This window comes from Glaciecola nitratireducens FR1064 (genome assembly GCF_000226565.1).
In the GTDB taxonomy this organism is placed as follows: domain Bacteria; phylum Pseudomonadota; class Gammaproteobacteria; order Enterobacterales; family Alteromonadaceae; genus Glaciecola; species Glaciecola nitratireducens.
Genome location: NC_016041.1, coordinates 947,777 through 973,401, shown reverse-complemented (window position 1 = coordinate 973,401; position 25,625 = coordinate 947,777). Strand labels below are relative to the sequence as shown.

Below are 25,625 nucleotides of genomic sequence, written 5' to 3'. Positions count from 1 at the left end.
CTGTAATAGCATGAGCGAACAGAAGAGTTTTTTAGAAACCGCAAAAACAGTTTTTCAAAACGAAATTGAAGCTTTGCAAAAATTGCAGAATAGTTTGGATGAGAGTTTTAACCAAGCCTGCGAGTTAATGCTTCACTGTACTGGTAAAGTAGTTGTTTGCGGCATGGGCAAATCCGGTCACATTGGAAATAAGATTGCAGCAACGCTTGCGAGTACTGGCACGCCAGCCTTTTTTATGCATCCCGGAGAGGCCAATCACGGGGATTTAGGAATGTTAACCAAGGGTGATGTACTTATCGGTATATCTAATTCAGGCGAAACCCATGAGTTGACAGGCCTTTTGCCCGTCGTCAAAAGAATTGGTGTACCGGTCATTGCCATAACCAACAATGCGAACAGTACTTTGGCCAAGTTCTCGGATGTGGCGCTCAATATTAATGTTGAAAAAGAAGCTTGCTCTCTCGGCCTAGCACCAACCACCAGCACCACTGCCACATTGGTATTGGGTGATGCGTTAGCCGTAGCTCTTCTGGAAGCAAAAGGATTCACAGCCGACGACTTTGCGCTATCCCATCCGGGTGGTTCGTTAGGAAGAAAGCTGCTTCTCACGGTAGACGAAATAATGGCTGTCGAACAAGAACTCCCCCTCGTTAAGCACACCGCAACCGTCATGCAAGCTTTGTTTGAAATTTCAGACAAGGGCTTAGGAATGACAGGGATCATTGACGATGATAATAACTTGCTAGGTGTTTTTACCGACGGTGACCTGCGAAGAGCATTAGACAAGCAGGTTGATATACACAAATCGACAGTGGAACAAGTGATGACTCCGAAAAGTGTTACTATGATCAAGGGAAAATTAGCGGTAGACGCCCTCAACTTAATGCAACAATACAAAATTAGTGCGATGTTTATTGTTGATGATGAACAAAAACCGGTCGGTGCTATTAAAATGCATACACTGCTTAAAGCAGGAGTCGTGTAATGTCAAAAGTCGATACCTTATATGGCCCAATAGACGCAACTTTATTTGAGCGTTTCAAAGGCATTAAACTGTTAGTGTGCGACGTTGATGGCGTATTTTCTGACGGTACTATTTTGTTGGGCAATCAAGGTGAAGAACTCAAAGCCTTCAACACAAAAGACGGTTATGGTATCAAGGCTCTAGCAAAAGTTGGCGTTAAGGTTGCTGTTATCACAGGTCGCCAATCAAGTATTGTAGAGCAGCGCATGACGGCACTGAACGTTGATCATATTATGCAAAACAGAGAAGATAAACATATCGCAATAAATGAATTGATTACACAATTTGGCTACAAGGCATCTACGATTGCCAGCGTCGGCGATGACATGCCTGATCTGGGCATGTTCAGCGCAAGTGAAATTGGTATTGCGGTGGCCGACGCTCACCCTTATGTGAAACAGCAAGCCACATTTTGCACAACGTTGGCGGGCGGGCGTGGTGCAGTGCGTGAAATTTGTGACATTATTCTGCAAGCCAAGGGTAAACTTGAAGATATTCACGGAGCAAGCGTATGAATAGGCTGGCTGTTAGTATTATTTTAATATTTGGTATCGCTTTTGCGCTGTATCTACCGACGTGGTTGGAAGATGATAAAGAGGTCGTGTTAAGCGACAAAGACGCTGCGTTGATGCCTAATTACGAGGCGAAAAACTTACGCAGTAAATTATTCGACAAAAATGGCAACCTTACCCATCAAGTCAGCGCTGAGACCATGGAACATTATGAAATGCTGGGGTTTGTCAATTTCACCAACCCTGAATATACGATCTATCTTCAAAGCGATGGTTCAAGTTGGCAATTAAATGCTGACGAAGGGACTTTTTACGACAACAACCGAATTGAGTTGGTTAACGGTGTACAAATTCGTAATCTGCAACCAGAAGACTACATACAAACCATATCGACTAACTTTATAGAAATTGATTTATTGACTAAGACAATTACATCCGATGAACCTCTAGTTATTTCGGGTGCAAACGTTATTATTAATGGCCGAGGGTTCGAAGCCAATTTAGAAACCCAAAAATATGAGTTAAAAAACCATGTTCAAACTGAATATCTACCTGTTCGCTAGCCTACTTATGTTGGCTGGCGCGGGTTCATTAAGTGCACAAGAAGCAATTAAGAAGAACGACTTTGATAAACCAACGAAGCTATCATCTGACAGCAGCTACGGTGACGGAAAAGAGAAAGTAGCCGTGCATGAAGGCAACGTAAAGATTACTCAGGGTACTTTAGAAATCAAAGCTGAACGATTGAAAGTATCAGCAGCTCTTGGTAAAGATAAAGAAGTGTTTGAAGCGACAGGCAATCCAGCGAGTTACACACAACAACTGGCCGACGGCACAATGGTGGTGGCAAAAGCAAACAGTATTCGCTACGAGAAAGCCACTAAAATCATCACGTTAAAAGGAAATGCGGAGCTTTATCAAAATGCGTTTAGTATAAAAACCGACTCAATTATATACAACATTATAAAAGAGCAATGGCAGGCGCAGAAAGACACCGATAGTCAGCAGCAAGTTGTGACCGTATTTGATGGCGATACTTTGAAAAAAACAAAAGAAGCAATGGAAAAGCAAAAGGAAAATAAAAAGTGAGTACCTTGTTTGCAAAACACCTCGCTAAATCATACAAAGCTAGACAAGTTGTAAGAGACGTTAGCTTGGAAGTGTCCACAGGCCAAATTGTTGGCTTGTTAGGCCCAAACGGCGCAGGTAAAACAACGACGTTTTATATGATTGTCGGCTTGGTACCGCTTGATAAAGGTGAAATTTTTATTGACCAATTAGACATGTCAATTCAACCTATGCACGAGCGTGCGAGACATGGCATTGGATATTTGCCCCAAGAAGCCTCTATTTTTCGTAAATTGACCGTGTATGAAAATCTAATGGCAATATTACAAACACGCAAAGAATTGGCAAAAGATCAACGTGAACAAGAAGCTGACGACTTAATGGACGAATTTAATGTCAGTCATATCAGAAATAATTTAGGCATGAGTTTATCCGGTGGAGAGCGCCGCCGCGTTGAAATTGCACGAGCTTTAGCTGCAAATCCTAAGTTTATTTTACTCGATGAACCATTCGCCGGTGTTGACCCAATTTCTGTTAATGATATAAAGAAGATCATTAAACAATTAAAAGAGCGAAACATTGGTGTGTTGATCACAGATCATAATGTACGTGAAACGCTAGATGTCTGTGAAAAAGCATATATTGTAAGTCACGGTGAGCTGATTGCATCAGGAACCTCTGCTGAAGTACTCAGTAACCAAAAAGTGAGAGAAGTGTATCTCGGCGACCAATTTGTATTATAGGTGTATCATGTTTTGTAACTGGCTTTTATCACCATTAGAAATAACTGAAGGACATCAATGAAACCTTCACTGCAGTTAAAATTTAGCCAACAGCTAACAATGACGCCTCAGCTTCAGCAGGCGATAAAGCTGCTACAATTGTCTACATTGGATCTTCAGCTCGAAATTCAGGAAGCGTTGGATTCCAACCCTTTACTAGAAATTGACGAAAGTGAACACAACAACGACAGCTCAGACAGTGACTCTGAACCTCAAGACTATACTGATAAAAACTCACTCAGTGCGGAGAATTCAGATAACGTTGACAGCCACGACGCACTCGAAAACAACCAAATTCCTGATGACTTACCACTAGACAGCTCTTGGGAAGAATATCTAAGCGCCTCGTCTGCGCCAGCCAACATATCCAACGGCCCCGCAGATGATGACTACATATTTCAGGGCGAAACCACCGAAAATATCCAAGACCATCTAATTTGGCAGATGGAATTAACCCCGTTTTCAGATATAGACCGCTCTATTGCTATTGCGATAATTGACTCAATTGATGAGTCTGGTTATCTCACTGTTAGCAGCGAGGAAATTTTAGATAGCTTACAAAACGAAGAAATTGAATTGGACGAAGTTGAATGCGTTCTAAAACGCATTCAAATGTTCGACCCTATTGGTTCCGGCTCTCGTACTCCTCAAGAGTGCTTAATGGTGCAATTAGCCCAATTTGATCCTGCAACGCCTTGGTTGGCTGAAGCCCGTCTGTTGTTAACAGAACACAGCGACTTGTTAAGCAGCAAAGACTACCGCACATTGATGCGTAAAACTCGATTGAAAGAAGACCAGCTGCGAGAAGCAATGCGCCTATTGCAAACGCTTAACCCAAGACCAGGAAGCACAATTGCCGTTAAAGATTCTGAATACGTTATTCCTGACGTGTCTGTTGCGAAAAAAAATGGTCGTTGGACAGTTGAGCTGAATGGTGATTCTTTGCCACCGCTGATCGTCAATAAAGAGTATGAAGCACTCAGTAAAAGCACTAAAAATTCGAACGATTCACAATATATTAAGTCACACTTACAAGAAGCTAAATGGTTTATTAAGAGCTTAGAAAGTCGCAATGAGACACTATTGAAAGTATCTCACTGTATTGTTCAGCAGCAAATGGGCTTTTTTGAACACGGTCCAGAAATGATGAAACCAATGGTTTTAAATGACGTTGCTGAGATGGTCGATATGCATGAGTCAACTATTTCAAGGGTTACCACCCAGAAGTATATGCATACGCCCAGAGGCATTTTCGAGCTTAAGTACTTTTTCTCTAGCCATGTTTCAACTGAATCTGGCGGTGAATGTTCGTCGACAGCAATAAGAGCACTCATCAAAAAGCTCGTTGCGGCGGAGATTGTCAGCAAACCACTTAGTGATAGCAAGATTGCGCAATTGTTGGCCGATCAAGGAATTCAAGTTGCTCGACGAACCATTGCGAAATATCGAGAGTCCCTCTCGATTCCCCCGTCGAACCAAAGAAAAAGTCTGCTGTAGACTTCATAAGAGGACGTAACATTATGCAAATAAATCTAACTGGTCATCACGTTGATATTACTGATTCACTAAGAGCATACGTCGACAGTAAATTCGAACGATTAGAAAGACACTTCGATCATATTAGTAATGTACATGTAGTGTTAAATGTAGAGAAAATAAATCAAAGAGCTGAAGCAACACTTCATCTCAAGGGTGACGTTGTTCACGCTAACGCTGAACATACTGACATGTACGCAGCCATCGATGGACTGATTGACAAGTTAGATCGCCAAGTTATAAAGCACAAGGAAAAGTCAAAACGACATTAGTCGCCTACGAATTATGATTATATCTGATATTATTTCACTCGACCGCACTGAATGTGCGGTTGAGTGTCAAAGCAAAAAACGAATTTTTGAAGTCATCAGCGAAATTGCAGTGAAGGGAAATCCACAGCTCAATTTAAATGATGTGCTTGCGAGCATGTTGGCGCGCGAAAAAATGGGTAGCACAGGCATAGGTAACGGTATTGCTATACCACACGGCAGAATTGAAGGAATACAGGATATAGTTGCTATCATTGTCACTAGCGAAGAACCGATCCAATTCGATGCAATAGACGACAAGCCCGTAGATATATTTTTCGCTTTATTAGTGCCCAGTGAACAAACCCAAGAGCATCTTCAAACGCTTTCATCTATCGCGCAAAAATTGAGCGATAAAAACATAGTAAAAGCGTTAAGAAACGCTGCTACTAGAGACGAAATTATTTCAGCACTAGCGTAAAAATTAACCACACGGTGAATTATCCCACCGTTTCATAACTGTTATCTACCTCTAAAGGACCTGCACACGTGAAACTCTTGATCATCAGTGGTCGCTCTGGCTCAGGCAAATCAATTGCATTAAGGGCCTTGGAAGACCTAGGGTATTATTGCGTCGATAACATACCCGTAAATTTGCTGCCGACACTTACTCATGCACTCGCCGATGAAAGCGAAAAAGTAGCGGTGAGCGTCGATGTTAGAAACATGCCTAAAATGGCGAATGAGCTTAGCGAAATTGTGGACTTTTTGCCCAGTATTTGGGAAGTTACCATTTTGTATTTAGACGCTAGTGATGATGTATTGATTAAGCGCTATAGTGAAACAAGACGTTTGCACCCGCTCTTCAAACTCAATAAATCACTGGCCGAATCAATTGAGGCGGAACGAGAAATATTAGTGCCTGTATCGGAAAAAGCGGATTTACATATCAACACCGATAATTTATCACTGCACGAGCTTTCAGAACTAATTCGAGAAAGAGTGTTAGGTAAAAAAAGCGCAAACTTAGTCCTAGTATTTGAGTCGTTTGGCTTTAAATACGGCATTCCAAGAGATGCAGATTATGTATTTGACGCCCGTTTTTTGCCTAACCCACACTGGGAGCCCGACTTAAAGCCCTTGAATGGATTAGATGGCCCGGTACAGTTATTTTTAGGGGGACAGCCACTTGTCACCAAATTCATATGGCAAATTCAAAACCTGATATCAACTTGGCTGCCACATTTAGAAAGAAACAACCGCAGCTATGTTACTGTTGCTATAGGTTGCACCGGCGGGCAGCATCGCTCTGTATTTGTGGCAGAGGCGCTTGCAAATAGCTTCCGTGCAAGCCATGGGGATGTACAAATCAGACACCGTGAATTGAAGTTGAGCAAAAAAGAAGAGATTGATCCAAATACACTGAATGAGTCTCAGCATGATCGTTGAAAAGCAACTTACTATCGTAAATAAATTAGGCCTGCACGCGCGCGCAGCGACTCAATTAGCAAAATTAGCTAATCAGTTTGAAGCGACAATAACAATGCATCAAGAGGATAAAGAAGCCTTTGCTAACAGTGTGTTAGCGCTTATGATGCTTGAAAGTAGCCAAGGAAAAGAGGTACTCGTGCGCTGCGATGGCGGCGACGCTGAGAAAGCGATGCAGGCGATTGAAAATTTAATCGTAAATAAATTTAACGAAGACGAATAGGGCCTTATGGCTGAAACTGTTGAACAAAACAATGTACAAAGCCAATTAGCATCGATAAGCGAGTCGCTTAACGATGGTACTTTTGTGCAGGTTCGAAAGTTACTCCATGACCTACAGCCAAGTGACGTTGCCCTTCTATTAGAATCCAGCCCGAGTAAAACCCGTAATGAATTATGGCAGCTTATTGATGCTGATTTCCATGGTGATGTACTTGAAGAATTATCGGAGGATGTCCGTAACGGCATCATCTCTAAAATGGTGCCCTCTAGTGTGGTCGATGCACTTGAGGATATGGATACTGATGACTTAGCTGAAACCCTAAGCTCCCTGCCCGATCCGGTTTTACAAAGCATTTTAAAATCGATGGATGCTCAGGATCGTTTGCGGGCGGAAAAAGCCCTATCCTACGGCGAAGAGACGGCCGGTTTCATCATGAATACCGATACCATTACACTTCGGCCTGACGTAACAATTGACGTAGTTTTACGCTATTTGCGACTTAAAGGTGAGCTACCCGAAAACACCGATACTTTATACGTTGTAAATCGTCATGATAATTTGATCGGCACTGTGCCGGTGACTAAATTACTGACTTCACCTCCGGACATGAGCGTGAACGAGATCATGAATGAGGAGCCTGAAACCATTCCCGTGGACATGAGTGACAGTGAAGTTGCGAGTATGTTTGAGCGTTACGACTGGCTTTCAGCACCCGTTATCGATAAAAACAAAACGCTTGTCGGGCGGATCACAATAGATGACGTGGTCGACATTATTCGCGAAGACGCCGAACACTCAATGATGAGTATGGCGGGTCTCGATGATGAAGAAGATACATTTGCTCCTGTTGGAAAAAGTACTCAGCGTCGCTCTATTTGGCTCGGTGTTAATTTAGTTACCGCTTTAATGGCTGCTGCGGTGAGCGATTTGTTTGAAGCTACACTGAGTCAGCTTGCCGTACTAGCTATCTTGAATACCATTGTGCCCAGCATGGGTGGCGTTGCGGGTAACCAAACGCTGACCTTAGTGATCCGCGGTATGGCCTTAGGTCACGTCAGTCAAAGCAACTCGGTATGGCTTATCAAAAAAGAACTCGCCATCGGCTTTTTAAATGGCGTGATTTGGGCAACACTTATCGCTTCGGTAATAGCGCTGTGGAAGCAAGACTTTATGCTCGGTGTGGTTATCGCCTTTGCGATGATGATGAATATGATTGCGGCTGGATTAGCCGGCGCAACGCTGCCGATTATTATGAAAAGATTAAATATTGATCCTGCGCTCGCTGGTAGCGTCATCTTAACGACCATAACGGATGTTGTGGGAATATTTGCCTTTCTAGGCACCGCCACTTTATTCTTAATATAGCAAAAAAAGCATTCCAAAAGTGTTATCACAATAAAGGTACTAGCTCAAACGTGATACACACATTTACACTAAAGGGCATGACCAAAGCGTATAATCGACAATATTTATAGTAGCCTTATTTAACGACTCCAAGTGGCAGTTTGCCAGACTTTTAAGCATCCTCCGTCATACTTGCGAAGGCAAGGACCTCCCAAACAAGATAGAAAATTCGAAAACAACGACTCTTTTGACCACACGGTTGATGGCGGGGGTTTCCTGCTTTCGCAGGAATGACTTGGGATGATTCAATCTTCAGAACGCAAACAAACAATATTGCCAGAAGTGATATCAACCAGCTCTGACTGCAGTGCTACAACATCACTTAGTGCAACCGCAAAACTGTTCACGACACTGATTTGATATGTTGCTTCTACATCTTGCACAGCATACCTTTCTAATAATCGTGCGATAGCTCCTTGAAAGCTATAGTCATACTCAATAGTGAGTCTGCAGCGTTCTACTTTTACTACTAATGGTAACTTCTCCAGAACTTGAACGACCGCATCAGAATATGCTCGCTGTAAACCACCGGTTCCTAACTTTGTACCACCGAAGTAGCGCACCACCGCCACGGCTATTTCACCCAAGCCGCTATATTGAAGCACTTTCAACATTGGCATCCCTGCAGTGCCGCTTGGCTCCCCGTCGTCACTCATAGACCGTTCGGTGCTATCTGGCGAGCCTGCAATGTATGCCCAACAAACGTGGTTAGCTTGTGGATGCTGAATTTTCAGTTGCTTAACAAAAGCATCGGCCTCCTGGCGATTGCTTGCTTTTATCGCATAGGTAATAAATTTACTGCGTTTAATTTCTAATTCAACCTTGTTGTCGCCGGCAGGTATCGAGTAGGATATAGTCATGAGCCACAGTGTACTTTGGAATTAAAGATGAACAGCAACAACATAGGATTAATCATCTATCTTGTTTGCATTCACCCACTCCATCAGATGCTCAACATCCTTATCAATAGCCATCGCAAGTTCTTCAACCCATTCGTGGACGTTCTCCCACCATGCAGGATGGTCACCTTCTTGAATTTTATTTGCCGTTTGCTGCACGCGCATCAAACCCACTGAGCCTGCGGCTCCCTTAATTTTGTGTGCTTGAGAACATACCTCTGCCTTTTCATTTGCGGCGAGAGAGACAGTTAAGAGTTCCATGTACTCAGGAATTTTCTCTTTGAATATGCCTAAGCTTGCGCGCACCATATCTTCACCAATCGTATCGACCAGCATCTGCAACATGTCCACATCTAATATTTTGTCTACTTTAGGAATACTCACAAGCTCACTAGTTGGACGTCTTTCTTCGTGCTTTTGTTCTTCTCCAAACAACTCATTGAACACTTCTATCACACGGCTCTTTTTAATTGGCTTGGCGATGATATCGTCCATTCCATTTTGCAAATACTCTTCGCGTTTTTTAATCACGTTTGCCGTTAAAGCGACAATAGGAGTTTGTAAAACTAATTCTTCTTCGTGCAATACTTTTGCAACGTCGAAGCCGCTCATATCGGGGAGTTGGATATCCAGTAAAATAAGGTCGTACTCGGTTTTACGCGCCATTTCAATTGCAGCTGTGCCTGTCATAGCAACCTCAACTCGCTGCCCTAACTTTTCTAACAATGCTTTTGCCACCAATACATTCAATTCAATATCTTCGACTAACAAGATATTTAAGTTACTCACTTCTAATTCAGCCATTCTTGCTTGATGCTGACTGATTGCCACGGGCAGCACAATTTCGAAACATGTGCCTTGTCCTATAACACTGTGCACATGAATTTCACCTCCCATCTTATCCACCATCTGTTTGCATATCGCTAAGCCAATGCCAGTGCCCGTTGCAGATTTGTGGTCAGGATGGTCAACTTGATAATACATCGCAAATATCTTATCCAAGTCATCCTGCGGAATACCAATACCGCTATCTGTAATCCTAAAGGTCACTTTAGCGTTACCTGCTCCTTCATCAGATGCCTCAATGCTTAGTTTCACCTCGCCTTTTTGAGTGAACTTAATGGCGTTAAACAAAATATTCCACAGTACCTGACGCAACCTAGTGCCATCCGCTTCGATGGCTACCGGTATAGGCTCTATAATTTCAGAGTGGAATTTTAGGCTCTTATCTTGCGCTAACAAGCTAACAATACTGCTAATTTCGTTTGTAAAATCACGCAAGTTTACTGTTTTTAAATCAATTTCAATTTTGTCTCTATCCAGCTTATCGAGATCCACAATATCGTTGAAAATATTGCCCAGAGTAATGGCACTTGCATAGATTGTGCTCACCCAATCGAATTGCTCTTTGCTTAATTTGGTATCTCTTAGCATGCGGCTCAAACCAACAATACCATTTAAGGGGGTGCGCAATTCGTGGCTAATTGTGGCGACAAATTTTGTTTTGTCCTTACTAGCTTGGGCAATCGCACTTTCTGCTTGCTTACGTTCGGTCATGTCTCGACCAAAGGCTAGTAAACCCAAGCGGTGCCCGTCCTGATCAAAAAATGGTACCTTGCGCATTTCGAAGTAACGTCGACGACCATCCGCGAATTGTAACCACAACTCTTCTGTCAAACTGGCGTTGGTTTCTAATACCTCATGATCACTAGCGGCAACCTGTCGGGCAAGGTGTTCATCATAAACCTGGTGCGGTGTTAGTCCTAAAAGTTCAGCTTCCGTTTTACCCGTTACTTCTTCAGCAACACGATTACAACCGGCAAACCGCCCTTCTTCGTTTCGGTAATAAATTAAGTCAGGAGACGCGTCAATAATAGAACGAGTAAGAGTTGATAAACGCCTAGCCTGAATTTCTTGCTCAGACTTTTCTTTTATTTCTCGCTCTAACTCTTCAAATACACTTTCACGCTCTAATTGCGCATTACGACGCTGCTCTATTTCATAATTTAACTGACGAATATTATTTTGTAGTTCACGATTTAAGATAACGTCATGTTTGCGTAAGCGTTCCAATTGACTTACGGCATCTTCCAAATTAATCCTACTATGCTCGAGTTGTTTAATTAACTCACTAAAGAAATACAGTACCCAAGGTGCACTCAATAAAGTAAGTATGAGTGCAGTAATAAAGTCATCTGGATCAACAGGGCTCCCCAAGCTAGACCTTATTATGTATGAGCCTGCTAATGTAAACAGCAGTGTAAATATGACAAACATAATACTGATTTTCAGTGTGCCAAAACGGTCAACAAATTTTGCAAATTTGATGGCCCAAGAGTCATTTGGTGATTTTATGTTCATAAAAGAGGTCGTCGTAAACTAGAGGAAGAACACTATGCTACCAAGAATGCAAAATAAGTGACAATAAAGAAATAGATTGATCAAATACCGATGTGGATACGTTTAATACTTATGCAATTTAATTCGCATTTCCATTCAAAACCAATCATATTTTTTAGTTAAAAACCGTCGCCACAGTCACAATAAAAAAATAATTTCCATGCCACAATTGCAGTTTAAAATAGAGGCACACCGTAAAATTAATGCTAAATACATGTTTAAACTCTTGTTTAACGCGTTATATCACTCTAATTTCCATTATCCAAAAGCAACATTCACCAAATAAATATTGATATTATCGCTGTTTATAATTGATTTTTTCATGGGGAGTCGGTATGTTATCTGGCCAGTTTTGAAATGCATAAAAATTCGACATTGTCGAATATCAAAACGGCTCAAAAATTCGGTCAAATCCGACAGCAAAAACTCAAATAATAATAATAAAAAAGAAACACAGCGACATCATCGCTATTTTAACAAGTATCACGCTGGTTTTAGGACAACGTGCCCCGGTGAACGTTACCGTGGAAGGAGAAAACATGAGTTTGTATCATCAAAATGATTCCAAAGACAATTGTGGTTTTGGGCTAATTGCACACACAACAGGTGAAGCGAGTCACCAGCTAGTTAAGACCGCAATTGAAGGCCTAGACCGCATGCAGCATAGAGGTGGCGTTGCCGCCGATGGTAAAACAGGAGATGGTTGCGGACTTTTATTGCAAAAGCCTGACGCTTTTTATCAGAAAATAGCGCAAGACAAAGGCTGGAAGCTAACAAAAGACTATGGCGTGGGCATGATTTTCTTAAGTCAAAATCCTACCCTAGCAGAACAATCACGCCAAATACTCAATGAAGAAATGGAACGCGAAATGCTGCCGATCTTAGGCTGGCGCGATGTTCCTGTCGATAAAACTGTCCTTGGCGATTTGGCCTTGACCGGCGTTCCGCAAATAGAGCAAGTCTTTGTTAACTGCCCAAATGGTTGGCGCACAGAAGATTTAGAGCGCCGTTTATATATGGCAAGACGTCGAGCAGAAAAACGCTTGGAAGATGATCCAGACTTTTATGTAGCGTGTTTATCCGCTCTCGTTACCGTCTATAAAGGCTTGGTAATGCCAAAAGACTTGCCGGCTTTTTATCTTGACCTTGCAGACGAAAATCTACAGTCAAGCATTTGTGTTTTCCACCAGCGATTCTCAACCAACACGCTACCTAAGTGGCCACTAGCGCAACCTTTCCGGTACTTAGCACACAATGGTGAAATTAATACTATCAAAGGGAACAGAGATTGGGCTGCGGCGCGAGAAGGTAAGTTTGCAACACCGTTAATACCCGATTTAATGCAGGCAGCACCGTTTGTTAATACAGAAGGTTCTGACTCAAGTTCGTTAGACAATATGCTTGAACTATTTCTAGCTGGCGGTATGGACTTATTCCGCGCTATGCGTTTGCTAGTGCCACCTGCTTATCAAAATAACAAAATCATGGGTGAAGAACTGCGCTCGTTTTATGAGTTCAACTCAATGCACATGGAACCTTGGGATGGCCCAGCAGGCATCGTATTAACCAATGGTCGCCACGTAGCGTGTAACCTCGATAGAAACGGCTTGCGTCCTGCGCGATATGTCATCACCAAAGATGGCCTAATTACGCTAGCGTCTGAAATTGGTATTTGGGACTACAAACAAGAAGATGTTATTGAAAAAGGTCGAGTTGGGCCGGGTGAAATGCTTGCAGTAGATACTTACACCGGCAAGATTTGGCGTACCAATGAAATTGATGAGGACTTGCAGTCTCGCCATCCTTATAAAGAGTGGTTAGACAGCCATATCAAGCACCTTGTTCCTGTTGAAAGCGCAGATCACAGTAAAATTGGTCAACGTGTTTTTGATGACAACAAAATGGCGACTTACCATAAACTGCACGGCTACAGCTATGAAGAAATGCAGCAGATCATTAAGGTTCTCGCCAAAGATGGCCAAGAGGCCGTTGGGTCAATGGGCGACGACACGCCGATGGCCGTCATGTCATCAAACAATCGCACGCTTTATGACTACTTTAGGCAGCAATTTGCGCAAGTTACCAATCCACCAATTGACTCCTTACGCGAAAATCACGTTATGTCTTTGGCAACCTGTATTGGTCGTGAGCAGAACGTGTTTAATGAAACTAGAGGCTATGCAAACCGAGTATTGTTTAAGTCACCTATTCTTATGTATACCGACTTAAAACAGCTGCGCGAGCTGGACGAAAAGTATTATCACAACGAAAACATTCAACTTAACTATCATCCAGAGGAAGGCCTAGCCGCAGCAATTGTGCGTGTTTGTGATGAAGTTGAAGAGGCTGTGCGCGAGCGCGGTGCCGTTTTTGTTGTACTTACCGACAGAGATATCAGTCCCGAAACATTACCCATCCCAGCAGCTATGGCCGTTGGTGCAGTGCAACGCCGACTGATTGACAAAGCACTGCGTTGCGACGCTAATATTGTTGTAGAAACAGCATCAGCAAGAGATCCGCACCACTTTGCCGTACTTATAGGCCTGGGCGCCACGGCTGTTTATCCTTTCTTAGCATATGAAACCATTGAACAGATGGTCGAAAATAAAGAGTTAGACATCAGTGCTATGCAGGCCGTTATGAATTACCGAAAGGGCATTAACAAAGGCTTGTACAAGATAATGTCTAAGATGGGCATTAGCACGATTGCGAGTTATAGAAGTTCTAAGTTATTCGAAGCCGTCGGCATTAATAGTGACGTCGTTGCACTTTGCTTTAGGGGCGTACCGAGCCGCATTCAAGGTGCATCATTTGCCGATTTCGAGCAGGACTTAACAAATCTCTCCAGAATCGCTTGGCTAAAGCGTAAAAAAATCTCCCACGGTGGTTTGTTGAAATACGTTCACGGCGGCGAATATCACGCATACAACCCGGATGTAGTCACTTCGCTGCAAAAGGCAGTGGTGAGCGGAAAATACGAAGATTATCAAGTGTACAGTAGCTTGGTGAATGATCGTGCTCCTGCGCATTTACGTGATCTCATGCAAATAAAGAGCTTCAAAGAAGCCATTCACATCGATCAAGTTGAACCAGCGGAAAAATTATTTCCCCGCTTTGATACTGCAGCGATGTCGATGGGCTCATTGAGTCCAGAAGCACACGAAGCGTTAGCGATTGCAATGAACCGTTTGGGTGGTCAATCGAATTCAGGCGAAGGTGGTGAAGATCCGGCGCGCTTTAACACCGAAAAGAACAGTAAAATTAAACAAGTGGCTTCTGGTCGCTTTGGCGTGACCCCGCACTACTTAATGAATGCGAGTGTTATTCAAATTAAAGTGGCTCAGGGCGCTAAACCCGGCGAAGGCGGTCAGCTACCGGGCGATAAAGTGAATAAATACATCGCCGATTTACGCTTTTCAGTGCCTGGCGTTACCCTAATTTCACCACCACCGCATCACGATATTTATTCAATAGAGGATTTAGCTCAACTCATATTCGATCTAAAGCAAGTTAACCCTAAAGCGCTGATTTCAGTGAAATTAGTATCTGAGCCTGGCGTGGGCACAATTGCCACAGGGGTGGCTAAAGCCTATGCCGACTTGATCACCATTTCTGGCTATGATGGCGGAACTGGTGCCAGCCCGTTATCTTCGGTTAAGTATGCAGGAAGTCCATTTGAATTGGGCTTAGCTGAAACACAGCAAGCCCTCGTTGAAAACGGATTACGACACAAAGTTCGGGTTCAAACCGATGGCGGTTTAAAAACTGGCTTAGACGTAGTTAAGGCAGGTATTCTTGGCGCTGAAAGCTTTGGCTTTGGCACTGGCCCAATGGTTGCCCTAGGCTGCAAGTATCTGCGCATTTGTCATTTAAATAATTGTGCTACAGGTGTGGCTACCCAAGACAAAACCCTGCGTGAAAACTACTTTATTGGTTTGCCCGACATGGTAATGAACTACTTTAAGTTCGTCGCTCAAGAAGTGCGCGAAATTATGGCCAGCATAGGTGTGACCAGTTTCCAAGACTTGGTAGGTCGAACCGAGTTACTAACGTTGTTGGAAGGACAAACTGCAAAACAACAACGACTTGATTTATCGCCTCTATTGGTTAAGCCTGAGGCAGGCAAGCATACTCGTTTGTTCTGTTCAGAGACAACCAATGAACCTATTGATAAAGGCGTATTGAACAAAAGGATATTAGCGGATAACAAACATGCCGTTAAACACTTAAAGGGAGCTCAGTTTACGTACAATGTTCGCAACACGGATCGCAGTATTGGGGCAACCTTGTCAGGCTACATTGCCAGCATACACGGCAATCAAGGCATGGCAGATCATCCTATTCAACTGACCCTAACTGGCACCGTCGGTCAATCCTTCGGTTGTTGGAACGCAGGCGGTTTACAAATGCGCTTAATTGGTGATGCGAATGATTACGTAGGCAAAGGCATGACCGGTGGCAAACTGGTTATTCATCCTCCACGTAATGTGTCGTTTGATACCCACAGCAGTACCATTATGGGCAACACCTGTTTGTATGGTGCTACTGGCGGCAAACTATTCGCAGCGGGTCGCGCAGGCGAACGCTTTGCGGTTCGAAATTCAGGCGCAGTTGCGGTTATTGAAGGCATGGGTGATAACGGCTGTGAATACATGACTGGTGGCATTGTGGCTTGCCTCGGTAGCATAGGGGTGAACTTTGGTGCTGGTATGACCGGAGGCTTTGCCTACTTGTATGATGAATTTAATGATATGAACAATAGAGTAAATGAAGACCTAGTTGATATTATGAGCGTTGACGACAAAGTTATTTTGTCTGAGCATTTACGCGGACTAATCAACCGCCACTATGAAGAAACCGGAAGTGACCATTCACTCGCTTTACTCACGAACTTCGCTGAAGAAAGTAAAAACTTTAGGTTAATTAAGCCTAAAACCAGCGACGTCAAAAACTTGCTTGGCCATATCAGCCGTTCTACCGCAGAACTACGCATACAAGCGCAATAGGAAGAGAGAAATACTATGGCTAAAAATGTATATCAATTTGTAGACGTCGAGCGTATCGATCCTCCGAAAAAACCTATCATGATTAGGAAAGAGGATTTCGGCGAAATTTATCAACCGCTGTCACAGTCGCAAACAGAAGGTCAAGCCGATCGCTGTTTGGACTGCGGAAACCCTTATTGCGAATGGAAATGTCCAGTACATAACTTCATTCCACAGTGGCTAGACCTCGCCAATCAGGGCAGAATAATTGAGGCTGCAGAGCTGTCACATAAGACCAATAGTTTGCCGGAAGTTTGCGGTCGTGTTTGTCCGCAAGACCGCTTATGTGAGGGCGCATGCACTTTGAACGATGATTTTGGTGCCGTTACTATTGGTAGTATTGAAAAATACATTACCGATACCGCATTTAAAATGGGTTGGCGCCCAGATATGTCGGATGTAGTTTGGACCGATAAAAAGGTGGCAATTGTCGGTGCAGGCCCAGCAGGTTTAGCTTGTGCTGATGTATTAATACGCAACGGTGTTAAACCGGTTGTTTATGATAAATACGAAGAAATAGGTGGTTTGCTTACTTTTGGAATTCCATCGTTCAAACTTGAAAAAGAAGTTATCAAGCTGCGTCATCAAATATTCGCCGACATGGGTATTGAGTTCGTTTTAAATACCGAAGTGGGTAAAGATGTGCAATTCCAAGACTTAATTGACAGCTACGACGCCGTTTTCTTAGGAATGGGCACATATAAGTCAATGAAAGGCGGCTTTGAACACGAAACTGCACCAGGCGTTTATGAAGCGCTCCCCTTTCTTGTTGCTAACATTAATCGCGTTATGGGCATTGAAAAGGCAGCAACTGACTTTATCGATATGAAAGGTAAAAAAGTAGTTGTACTTGGCGGTGGCGACACCACCATGGACTGCGTTAGAACCTCAATTCGTCAAAATGCGGAATCAGTAACCTGTGCATATCGCCGAGATGAAGAAAGCATGCCGGGTTCACGACGTGAAGTTGTGAATGCAAAGGAAGAAGGCGTGCATTTTCAATTCAACCTACAGCCGCTGGATATTGCAGTAGACGAAAAAGGCAATACTATTGGCGTTCGTGTGGTTAAAACGCAAATGGGTGATCCGGATTCCGCGGGTCGCCGTCGCCCTGTCGAAATTCCTGACTCAGAGCATATCCTAGAAGCGGATGCAGTTATCATTGCGTTTGGTTTTCAACCTAGTCCTGCACCGTGGTTTGGTGAGTTCGGTATCATGCTGGATGAGAAAGGCAGAGTGAGAGCGCCAGCAAAAGGTCGCTTCGCATTTCAAACGTCTAATCCAAAGATATTTTCTGGGGGCGATATGGTGCGAGGCTCTGATCTTGTCGTAACTGCCATAGATGAAGGACGTAAAGCAGCCGAAGGTATACTCGACTATATGGAAGTTTAAGAGCTTCAGCTATTTACAAAGCTTTAATAATGAAGCGAGTGTAAGGCAGTGCAACTATATATCTTGCTGCTTACACTCGCTTTTTGTTGTCTTTAAATTGTTTTTGTTTACCCGCGGCATGGACTCAAGACTTTATCGCCGAGTCACCTAAATTCAGCAAGCCCCTTCATTAGGTTATTGCTTACCATACCTAGCTATTATCTAGCAGACTTCAAACCTTCAGTACAGCTAGTATCCTGCCGATGATACTTCTACAGTTCGAATAACGGACATCACTTTCGATTGCAGCATATCGTACATTGAAAATTGGCCCAATCCGCCTTCTTCAAAATATGTTCGGGAAAAACCACTACCGACGTTCAGGGTGAATAAAAATAGCGGTATTAGCAGCGCGGCAATCAAATGAAAGTCAGCATTTAAGGCAGGTAAACACAGTGAAATACACAAAGAAAACGAACATTAATCAAACCACTCCTTTGCTTAAGTACATACCAAGCTTAGTGGCAGGTGTTGTCATCGCCTCTTTATCTGCCTCCGTGACAGCGAACCAATTGAATAGCAAATTACAGACACCGGCTCAAGTAGAGCAAGCGTTAACCGCGCTGCTAGATTCGAGAGATGCTACCCTCCAACTAGCGGCCTACACAAGCAAACAGGCTTCAATCCCAGTAGGGCAACTTGTTGTTAGGCAAGCAGCGACTAAAAAAGTGGATCACTCACAAAAGTCAGTTGCCGAACTAGTTTTAGCTGGTTTAGCCATTACTAGCGAAGCCAAAGACGAACTATCGTCATCTGCTCCGACCATTGAGCCAGCAGCAGCCGTGGCTCAAGACTATGCTGTAGCAGACATTGTTGACGTAGAAGAGTTAGTTGCGACAACTAACGGAAATACAAACAGCACTATTCAAGACTCAGAATTTGATAGCAACAAAACACAAGACGCATCAGCAGCAAATGTTGACTATTCTAGTGAAGCTGACGTTGCCACCGAAATTGAAATACAGCCCGTTGCTCAAGGAGTAGCAAGTAAATCGACTAAGATAAACAGCCCAGTCTCTATCAATATTAACGAACTTGACGAAGATGCATTACCTGCAATGCCAGTATCTGAAGCGCTGACGACACTTAACGCAGAAGAAAAAAGCGAGGTTGACGGTTCTTCAACATTAGTGGAAAGCAACGACCAGCCCGAGCGCGTTGAAACGTTTGCTATGAGCAATACTGATGAAATAGATGTTGTAGAAACTAAAGCGTCAGCGTCGGACATTGCAGCCGTCGAAATGGAAACTGTTGAAGCAGACGTTGCTGAAATTGCTGCCGTCGAAACAGAAGCTGTTGAAGCTGAAGTTACTGAAATTGCTGCCGTCGAAACAGAAGCTGTTGAAGCTGAAGTTACTGAAATTGCTGCCGTCGAAACAGAAGCTGTTGAAACTGAAGTTACTGAAATTGCAGTCGTCGAAATAGAAGCTGTTGAAGCTGAAGTTACTGAGATTGCAGTCGTCGAAACAGAAGCTGTTGAAGCAGAGGCCTCTGAGATCGCAGCTGCCGAAGAGGAATATGCTCAAGCAGGTGTTACCGAAGCAAAGTTTGTTCAAAGTAACATTGCAGAAGCCGATGTGGCAGAAGAAGTCGCGCCAAAGATTGTTGAATTAGAAGAGTCCGCACCAATTCAATTGGCTAGCGTATCAACTTCAGCATCGCTATCTGCGCCGACAACGCCAGATAGTGCTCAAAACTCCGCTCCAGAGACTTTCGCCAACGACGAGGTGACGAACAAAATCGACGCTAACGTTACTGTAGCAACACGCAGTGCGGGTTGTCCTGAAGACTTCAACAAGGTCAGTATTCCGGTAAACGGCAAAATGTGCCAAATATTTGCCGCCGACTTTCCGGCATCAATGATTTTATTCATTCCACAAACACCTGAAGAGGTCATTCAGTACTATTTAGCGTCCTCGGCTAATTTTGTTGAACCGAAGGCAATTAAGCAAAGAACGATGCTGAAAAGTGCAGACAACAACACCACCCTGATCATTTCAAAAGACGGTGGCGGTACTCAGGTAGATATACTTGTAAAGTCTCCAGTTATCTAAAAAGTCATATTTTTCATGATGTTACTTTCAATGATTGTATTTCAAAAGGTCAGTATTTACATAATAAATACTGACCTTTTTTGTTTTTGCAAATTACTTGTCTTTCTGCTCTATGCGTCAACTTTTAATCTTCTTTAGGTTCTCTACTATTTTATTTTCAATAAAGAATATCTATTGGCACATCAATTGCTAAACCTTCAATATGCAGTGGGAAGCCTCCCATTCTCTTTTTGATTTAGTCTTGATGAGTTTCTTCTTCACTACAAAATTGAAGAAACAAACCAATGTTTTAGGAGTCGTTATGGAATTCGCAATTATCCTTATTATGGTATTAATCGTCGTTGCTATTGTTGCTATCAAGCTCAGCGTTGACGAAGTCAGCTTTCCCTTCATGAGTAAATCCCAGCTTTTTTCGCCGGTCGAGCATCAATTTCTCGATATGATTGAAAAAGCGGTAGGTAATGAATTTAGAGTCATGTGTCGGGTAAAGCTGACTGACATCCTGGCATTACGCAGAAACACGAACAAAAAAATGGCGAAAAGCGCATTGCTGAGAGCTGGCGGCAAACAGCTCGACTTCGTGCTTGTAAATAAAATCGACATGACGCCGGTATTAGCACTTGATTTAGTGCACTCGTTGGGTAAAGAAGGACATAAAACAACGCGCGACTTCTTTGTTACAGGTGCATTAGATTCTGCGGGTATACCGCACGCTCGCATAAAGGCTCGTCACGGTTATAAAATTGAAGATATAAGAGACTGTATTGAATCCAAACTAGTAGCGTTCAGACGTCGCCAAGGCAAGCTCCCAATACCAGCGGTTGAAGAGACGCCTAGCTTATTTACACCGACTAAGCGCCCTACTCGTCCAATTCGTTCATCAAGACAAGTTGCTGCTTAAACACTGCCTAGCTGACGACATTAGTAAGTGCGTTGAGAAGACTAATGAACACCTAGCAACGCGCTTCTACCTAGCGACGCAAAATAAACGCAAGAATTCATATGTTTTCTTGCGTTTCTGCATATGCTTAGTAAACTTCTGTGCAATTGAATAAAGAGACAACCCATGAAAATAGCAATCTTAGGAGCAATGGACGAAGAAGTGAAACTTATTAAAGAGTCTCTTGAAGACTTACAGCAAGTTACTTACTCACATCTCGTCTTTTATACTGGCAAACTACACGGTCATGAAATTGTGTTGGTGAAGTGCGGTATCGGTAAAGTGGCAGCGGCTGTCGCTACTACTATGATCATAGAAAAATTTGACCCTGACTATGTTGTTAACACTGGTTCGGCCGGCGGTTTCGATAAAGAGCTTAATATTGGCGATATTGTTATTAGCGATGTGGTGACTCACCACGACGTAGATTTAACCGTCTTTGGTTACGTGCCAGGTCAATGCGCTGGTATGCCTGAGAATTACGTGTGTAACGAGCAATTGATTGAAGCCGCAGAGAAATCAGCTAGCCAAATAGATGGTGTGAAGGTGAAAAAAGGTCTAGTTTGTTCCGGCGATAGTTTTGTTGGTAGCGATGAGCTCGCAGCGGCAACACTGCAAAAATTTCCGTCGATGATGGCTGTTGAAATGGAGGGCGCTGCTATTGCCCAAACCGCTTATTTAATGGGCATTCCATTTTTAGTGATCCGCAGTCTATCCGACATAGCAGGCAAAACTTCTACGGTTTCATTCCAAGCCTATTTAGAAAAAGCGGCAAAAAATAGCGCACAGTTGGTGATGGGAATGGTAAAAGCGCTCGACTAATTCATGGAGAGCCTGATTAGCTTTATCACAACACCGGCTATTTTACCTTGGTTTATTTTATGTGCCGTGGTGCTCTTTGAGCGCTTTTGGCACCTACCTACTCGTGTCGATCCGCTCGCTTTTGTTCGCTTGCTCGGACTTAGAATGGCGCAGCGCGTTTGTCCAGATAGGAACTTAACGTCGACCTCTCAGCCAAAAACAATGCAATCTCGGATATCAGGTTCACTTGCCCCATTCATGATTGTCGCACCTAACCTCATCATATTAGTCATATTCAGAGAGTTCGTTTATTATCCAGAATTGTTCGATGCCATTATTTTATATGTGTGCATCCAATTTTCATCTAATATTCATCAGTTTCAACATATTAGACGGGCATTATTAGCCAGTAAAAAGAAACTCGCAAAAGACCTATTATCGCCAATGGTATTGAGAGAAACAGCAATGTTGTCGGAAGTAGGTGTGAGCAAAGCGGCCGTTGAAAGCTTGATCCTGCGCTTTCATTATCAAGCCTTAGTTTGCTACTTTCTATTCATTGTTTTTGGACCATTCACTTTGTTGACTTATCGCTTGTGCTACGAGTTACACCTTGTATGGAATCCGAAAATTGACGCCTATCGTGAATTTGGAAAGCCGATGGAAAAACTGGTGATGATATTCCAATGGCTGCCTATCCGACTTAACGCATTGATATCAGTAATATTGAGCCGGGGCTTTAAAGCCATTGTTTATCTTAGAACGCAAAAGCTAGCAAAACGCGCAACCGAACCGCATGGCGCAATTTTACTCCGTGCAAGTCATTTTGCTCTCGACGTCAATCTCAGCGGCGCTGTATTTTATAACGATAGAAAAGTACGCAGAACGAAGTACATTGGCAGAGGCGAACCTAATGCAGCATTTATGCCCAATACAATTGCGCTAATTAATCGGGTTCTTGTTGTAAATCTTTTGCTCCTCCTGTTAACTTGTCTAATCATCAATACTATTTACTCGACTATTTAACCAAAAACTCAAAAGAGCAAACTTATCATTCTTAGAAATTTACAATCATGCGCTGCCTGCTTAAAAGCTATATTGGTTTATAAAAGCACAGAGAAGAATAAGCATTTAAGTCTGCTATTTATCCCCTTATTGTTAGCATTCTTATTGTTAAACGTGTCGTCAAGTTATGCTAAAAGCAAGCCTCAGCGTATTGTTAGCCTGTCGCCTCATCTTACAGAAATGGTGTTTGCGCTAGGTCGAGAGAAACAATTAGTTGGGGTGAGTGACTACAGCGATTATCCGTATGCTCAAGGTTGTATTAATGAAGATTGCTCGGTTAAGTTGCCAACAGTAGCAAATTATCAAGGGGCCGACATTGCTGCTATCATTCGGCTAGAGCCTACCATTATTCTGGTCTGGGCCGGCGGCAACAAAACACAAGATATTGATCGACTGGAGCAATTGGGCTACGTTATTTTTCGTTCATCTCCAGCGAATATTAAAGCACTTATGGAGGAAGTACTTACCTTAGGACAAGCGCTGAACGCCGTTTCAAAAAGCAAAAAACTGCATGCCGATATGACCGAACAGGTAGGCAACATAAAATCGGAGTATGCGAAGCAAGCCACAAATGCGCTTTATTACATGAATCAACAGCCTTTAAGCGGCATGGGAAGTGACGTATGGATAAATTCTTTGCTTTCCTTGTGCAATATTCAAAACATTTATGCTGATCTTCCCACTGCTTACGCGCAGTTTTCCATGGCAGATATCATTAGAAAACAGCCTGAGGTAGTTATTGCAGCAAGTCATCAAAACCTCAGTTCAGTGAAAGCCTTCTGGGCATTGCATCAGTCGGTTTATAATCCCAAAATAGTGTCAGTAAACCCTGATGCACTGCATAGGTTTACAGCAAGAGTATTGCCCGAACTTACGCTTTTATGTAAAAAAGTGCATTTTGAAAATAATTAGCTAATATAATAAGCAACGGGCAGAGCCGTTTGTTCTAGTGCAATAATTTAAATGGACGCAGCAAAAATGAAAAAAATAAAAACATCATCACTTTCAGCCTCGTTGACCAAAGCAACAAGGCTAGGTATGAATAAAAAATCTATCACCCGTTTACTGACTTGCTTATATTTATTTTTTGTTTCAGCTTCAACAATGGCCGCTGAAGATATTAGTGCAGACGCCATGCTAGCGATGAAAGCATCAGAACGCTTATTGTTAGACGTTAGGACGGTTGAGGAATATACCAAAGCCCATATACCGACATCGGTTAATATTCCACTGAGCGAAATCGAAACCAATTTAACTCGCCTATCAGACTTTAAAAACTCTCCAGTGGTTGTTTATTGTCGTTCTGGTGTGAGAGCAGGTAAAGCCATTGCCTTGTTGGAAGACAACGGCTTTACAAATGTTATGCACCTCGAAGGCGATATGATGGGATGGGAAACAGAAAACAGACCAACAAATAAGTTAGGTAATTAGTCTGTTTGAAGCGTAATGAGCTTATATTAAGGATATACGAGCAAACTTACGCTTGCCTACCTGATATACATTCTCGCCCTTTGTCTGCAAAATCAATCGTGTATCAGTTACTTTCTCGCCATCAATTTTAACCGCACCTTGCTTAATCATCCGCATGGCGTCCGACGTTGAAGCAACTAAATCAGCCTGCTTTAGCAAATTGCCAATGGCAATCCCTTCTGCATCCATCGTAATTTCAATTTCTGGCATCTCATCAGGAATAGCATTTTTCTGAAAACGCTGAATAAAATCCTGCAAAGCGGCGTCTGCTTCAGCTTCACTATGAAAACGAGCTATGAGTTCCTGCGCTAAAGCAATTTTAATATCGCGCGGGTTTTTGCCCTTATCCATATCTTCTTTAAGTTGCTTTATTTCATCAATGGGTTTAAAGCTGAGCAAGTCATAATAACGCCACATTAATTCATCAGAAATAGACATTATTTTACCAAACATCTCTGTGGGAGAGTCGGTAATACCAATGTAATTGTTTAATGACTTTGACATTTTCTGCACGCCATCTAAACCTTCAAGCAAGGGCATCATGAGCACAGTTTGTTGTTTCTGACCTTGAGACTTCTGGAGCTCCCGGCCCATTAACAGATTAAATCGTTGGTCTGTTCCGCCTAACTCAACGTCAGATTCCAGCGCAACAGAATCCCAACCTTGCACAAGTGGATATAAAAACTCGTGTATAGCAATTGGCTGTCCATTAGCGTAGCGCTTTTTAAAGTCATCACGCTCCAACATCCTTGCTACCGTTTGACTTGCGGCTAGTTTAATCATACCCGCCGCCCCTAGTTTATCGAACCACTCAGAATTGAACCTAATAGTGGTTTTTGCAGGGTCAAGAATTTTGAATACTTGTTCCTGATAAGTTTTTGCATTTTCAAGCACTTGCTCTTTTGTCAGTGGCTTGCGTGTTACATTTTTACCTGTTGGATCGCCAATCAAACCTGTGAAGTCGCCAATCAGGAAGATAACTTCATGTCCTAACTGCTGAAATACACGAAGCTTGTTTATTAAAACGGTATGTCCTAAATGCAGGTCTGGCGCAGTAGGATCGAAGCCAGCTTTGATTTTAAGAGGTTTACCTGTTTTCAACCTCTCAATAAGCTCTTCTTCAATTAAAATTTCATCCGACCCGCGTTTTATCTCCGCGAATGCTGTTTGCCAATCTGCCATTACTTATTCCTGTGGTGTAAAAGGTATAAAGCACCTCGCTCTATAACTAACTCAAT

At 42.9% G+C, this 25,625-nt stretch carries 22 protein-coding genes; 19 read left to right on the top strand and 3 right to left on the bottom strand.

The window, feature by feature from the left end; genetic code table 11:
• Positions 1 to 10: 10 nt before the first annotated feature.
• The 11 genes from GNIT_RS04240 (at position 11) to mgtE (ending at position 8,246) form a co-directional block, all read left to right on the top strand.
• Positions 11 to 985 (top strand): KpsF/GutQ family sugar-phosphate isomerase, encoded by a 975-nt coding sequence (locus GNIT_RS04240; RefSeq protein WP_014107904.1) that lies wholly within the window; start codon positions 11 to 13, stop codon positions 983 to 985.
• Complete coding sequence (gene kdsC, locus GNIT_RS04235; protein WP_014107903.1) at positions 985 to 1,539, top strand: 3-deoxy-manno-octulosonate-8-phosphatase KdsC; 555 nt, start codon at positions 985 to 987, stop codon at positions 1,537 to 1,539. Before GNIT_RS04240 ends, kdsC begins: the two co-directional genes overlap by 1 nt.
• On the top strand, positions 1,536 to 2,099 hold the full coding sequence (gene lptC, locus GNIT_RS04230) for an LPS export ABC transporter periplasmic protein LptC (RefSeq protein ID WP_014107902.1): 564 nt from the start codon (positions 1,536 to 1,538) through the stop codon (positions 2,097 to 2,099). Before kdsC ends, lptC begins: the two co-directional genes overlap by 4 nt.
• Complete coding sequence (lptA, locus tag GNIT_RS04225) at positions 2,068 to 2,625, top strand: lipopolysaccharide transport periplasmic protein LptA (RefSeq protein ID WP_014107901.1); 558 nt, start codon at positions 2,068 to 2,070, stop codon at positions 2,623 to 2,625. Before lptC ends, lptA begins: the two co-directional genes overlap by 32 nt.
• On the top strand, positions 2,622 to 3,347 hold the full coding sequence (gene lptB, locus GNIT_RS04220; protein WP_014107900.1) for an LPS export ABC transporter ATP-binding protein: 726 nt from the start codon (positions 2,622 to 2,624) through the stop codon (positions 3,345 to 3,347). Before lptA ends, lptB begins: the two co-directional genes overlap by 4 nt.
• A gap of 57 nt (positions 3,348 to 3,404) precedes the next feature.
• Positions 3,405 to 4,883 (top strand): RNA polymerase factor sigma-54, encoded by a 1,479-nt coding sequence (locus tag GNIT_RS04215; protein ID WP_014107899.1) that lies wholly within the window; start codon positions 3,405 to 3,407, stop codon positions 4,881 to 4,883.
• Positions 4,884 to 4,906: 23 nt separating this feature from the next.
• Positions 4,907 to 5,194, top strand: a complete 288-nt coding sequence (hpf, locus tag GNIT_RS04210; protein ID WP_014107898.1) for a ribosome hibernation promoting factor — start codon at positions 4,907 to 4,909, stop codon at positions 5,192 to 5,194.
• 13 nt (positions 5,195 to 5,207) lie between these two features.
• Complete coding sequence (gene ptsN, locus GNIT_RS04205) at positions 5,208 to 5,651, top strand: PTS IIA-like nitrogen regulatory protein PtsN (protein WP_014107897.1); 444 nt, start codon at positions 5,208 to 5,210, stop codon at positions 5,649 to 5,651.
• Between the two features lie 68 nt (positions 5,652 to 5,719).
• Complete coding sequence (rapZ, locus tag GNIT_RS04200) at positions 5,720 to 6,619, top strand: RNase adapter RapZ (RefSeq protein ID WP_014107896.1); 900 nt, start codon at positions 5,720 to 5,722, stop codon at positions 6,617 to 6,619.
• On the top strand, positions 6,609 to 6,881 hold the full coding sequence (locus GNIT_RS04195; protein ID WP_014107895.1) for an HPr family phosphocarrier protein: 273 nt from the start codon (positions 6,609 to 6,611) through the stop codon (positions 6,879 to 6,881). Before rapZ ends, GNIT_RS04195 begins: the two co-directional genes overlap by 11 nt.
• A gap of 6 nt (positions 6,882 to 6,887) precedes the next feature.
• Entirely contained in the window at positions 6,888 to 8,246 is a 1,359-nt protein-coding gene (gene mgtE, locus GNIT_RS04190) for a magnesium transporter (RefSeq protein ID WP_014107894.1), read from the top strand.
• A 284-nt stretch (positions 8,247 to 8,530) separates the two neighbouring features.
• Here mgtE and GNIT_RS04185 read toward each other — a convergent pair whose 3' ends face one another.
• Together GNIT_RS04185 and arcB are read right to left on the bottom strand one after the other, a co-directional pair.
• Entirely contained in the window at positions 8,531 to 9,145 is a 615-nt protein-coding gene (locus tag GNIT_RS04185) for a YigZ family protein (RefSeq protein ID WP_014107893.1), read from the bottom strand.
• Between the two features lie 48 nt (positions 9,146 to 9,193).
• Positions 9,194 to 11,545, bottom strand: coding sequence for an aerobic respiration two-component sensor histidine kinase ArcB (gene arcB / locus GNIT_RS04180; protein ID WP_041246295.1), 2,352 nt, complete (start codon positions 11,543 to 11,545; stop codon positions 9,194 to 9,196).
• 578 nt (positions 11,546 to 12,123) lie between these two features.
• Here arcB and gltB point away from each other — a divergent pair.
• The 8 genes from gltB to GNIT_RS04135 all read left to right on the top strand — a co-directional run bounded on the left by gltB (position 12,124) and on the right by GNIT_RS04135 (position 24,348).
• A complete protein-coding gene (gene gltB, locus GNIT_RS04175; protein WP_014107890.1) occupies positions 12,124 to 16,590 on the top strand; it encodes a glutamate synthase large subunit in 4,467 nt (1,488 codons plus the stop codon).
• 15 nt (positions 16,591 to 16,605) lie between these two features.
• Entirely contained in the window at positions 16,606 to 18,021 is a 1,416-nt protein-coding gene (locus GNIT_RS04170) for an FAD-dependent oxidoreductase (RefSeq protein WP_014107889.1), read from the top strand.
• Between the two features lie 434 nt (positions 18,022 to 18,455).
• Positions 18,456 to 20,114, top strand: a complete 1,659-nt coding sequence (locus GNIT_RS04160) for a hypothetical protein (RefSeq protein ID WP_014107888.1) — start codon at positions 18,456 to 18,458, stop codon at positions 20,112 to 20,114.
• A 301-nt stretch (positions 20,115 to 20,415) separates the two neighbouring features.
• Positions 20,416 to 21,015, top strand: coding sequence for a DUF2726 domain-containing protein (locus GNIT_RS04155; RefSeq protein ID WP_014107886.1), 600 nt, complete (start codon positions 20,416 to 20,418; stop codon positions 21,013 to 21,015).
• Positions 21,016 to 21,180: 165 nt separating this feature from the next.
• On the top strand, positions 21,181 to 21,876 hold the full coding sequence (locus tag GNIT_RS04150; RefSeq protein WP_014107885.1) for a 5'-methylthioadenosine/adenosylhomocysteine nucleosidase: 696 nt from the start codon (positions 21,181 to 21,183) through the stop codon (positions 21,874 to 21,876).
• 3 nt (positions 21,877 to 21,879) lie between these two features.
• Positions 21,880 to 22,878 carry a cobalamin biosynthesis protein CobD/CbiB gene (locus GNIT_RS04145; RefSeq protein WP_014107884.1) on the top strand — a complete coding sequence of 333 codons (999 nt, stop codon included), beginning with the start codon at positions 21,880 to 21,882 and terminating at the stop codon, positions 22,876 to 22,878.
• 153 nt (positions 22,879 to 23,031) lie between these two features.
• A complete protein-coding gene (locus GNIT_RS04140; RefSeq protein ID WP_238526963.1) occupies positions 23,032 to 23,829 on the top strand; it encodes a helical backbone metal receptor in 798 nt (265 codons plus the stop codon).
• Between the two features lie 66 nt (positions 23,830 to 23,895).
• On the top strand, positions 23,896 to 24,348 hold the full coding sequence (locus tag GNIT_RS04135; protein ID WP_238526939.1) for a rhodanese-like domain-containing protein: 453 nt from the start codon (positions 23,896 to 23,898) through the stop codon (positions 24,346 to 24,348).
• A 21-nt stretch (positions 24,349 to 24,369) separates the two neighbouring features.
• Here GNIT_RS04135 and tyrS read toward each other — a convergent pair whose 3' ends face one another.
• On the bottom strand, positions 24,370 to 25,569 hold the full coding sequence (gene tyrS, locus GNIT_RS04130) for a tyrosine--tRNA ligase (RefSeq protein WP_014107881.1): 1,200 nt from the start codon (positions 25,567 to 25,569) through the stop codon (positions 24,370 to 24,372).
• Positions 25,570 to 25,625: the final 56 nt, after the last annotated feature.

Coding starts and splice junctions, on each gene's coding strand:
- tyrS (WP_014107881.1), bottom strand. CDS start 25,569: ATGGCAGATTGGCAAACAGCATTCGCGGAGATAAAACGCGGGTCGGAT.
- GNIT_RS04135 (WP_238526939.1), top strand. CDS start 23,896: ATGAAAAAAATAAAAACATCATCACTTTCAGCCTCGTTGACCAAAGCA.
- mgtE (WP_014107894.1), top strand. CDS start 6,888: ATGGCTGAAACTGTTGAACAAAACAATGTACAAAGCCAATTAGCATCG.
- GNIT_RS04195 (WP_014107895.1), top strand. CDS start 6,609: ATGATCGTTGAAAAGCAACTTACTATCGTAAATAAATTAGGCCTGCAC.
- GNIT_RS04185 (WP_014107893.1), bottom strand. CDS start 9,145: ATGACTATATCCTACTCGATACCTGCCGGCGACAACAAGGTTGAATTA.
- GNIT_RS04145 (WP_014107884.1), top strand. CDS start 21,880: ATGGAGAGCCTGATTAGCTTTATCACAACACCGGCTATTTTACCTTGG.
- lptA (WP_014107901.1), top strand. CDS start 2,068: ATGTTCAAACTGAATATCTACCTGTTCGCTAGCCTACTTATGTTGGCT.
- GNIT_RS04240 (WP_014107904.1), top strand. CDS start 11: ATGAGCGAACAGAAGAGTTTTTTAGAAACCGCAAAAACAGTTTTTCAA.
- GNIT_RS04170 (WP_014107889.1), top strand. CDS start 16,606: ATGGCTAAAAATGTATATCAATTTGTAGACGTCGAGCGTATCGATCCT.
- hpf (WP_014107898.1), top strand. CDS start 4,907: ATGCAAATAAATCTAACTGGTCATCACGTTGATATTACTGATTCACTA.
- GNIT_RS04150 (WP_014107885.1), top strand. CDS start 21,181: ATGAAAATAGCAATCTTAGGAGCAATGGACGAAGAAGTGAAACTTATT.
- gltB (WP_014107890.1), top strand. CDS start 12,124: ATGAGTTTGTATCATCAAAATGATTCCAAAGACAATTGTGGTTTTGGG.
- ptsN (WP_014107897.1), top strand. CDS start 5,208: ATGATTATATCTGATATTATTTCACTCGACCGCACTGAATGTGCGGTT.
- GNIT_RS04155 (WP_014107886.1), top strand. CDS start 20,416: ATGGAATTCGCAATTATCCTTATTATGGTATTAATCGTCGTTGCTATT.
- GNIT_RS04215 (WP_014107899.1), top strand. CDS start 3,405: ATGAAACCTTCACTGCAGTTAAAATTTAGCCAACAGCTAACAATGACG.
- lptC (WP_014107902.1), top strand. CDS start 1,536: ATGAATAGGCTGGCTGTTAGTATTATTTTAATATTTGGTATCGCTTTT.
- arcB (WP_041246295.1), bottom strand. CDS start 11,545: ATGAACATAAAATCACCAAATGACTCTTGGGCCATCAAATTTGCAAAA.
- kdsC (WP_014107903.1), top strand. CDS start 985: ATGTCAAAAGTCGATACCTTATATGGCCCAATAGACGCAACTTTATTT.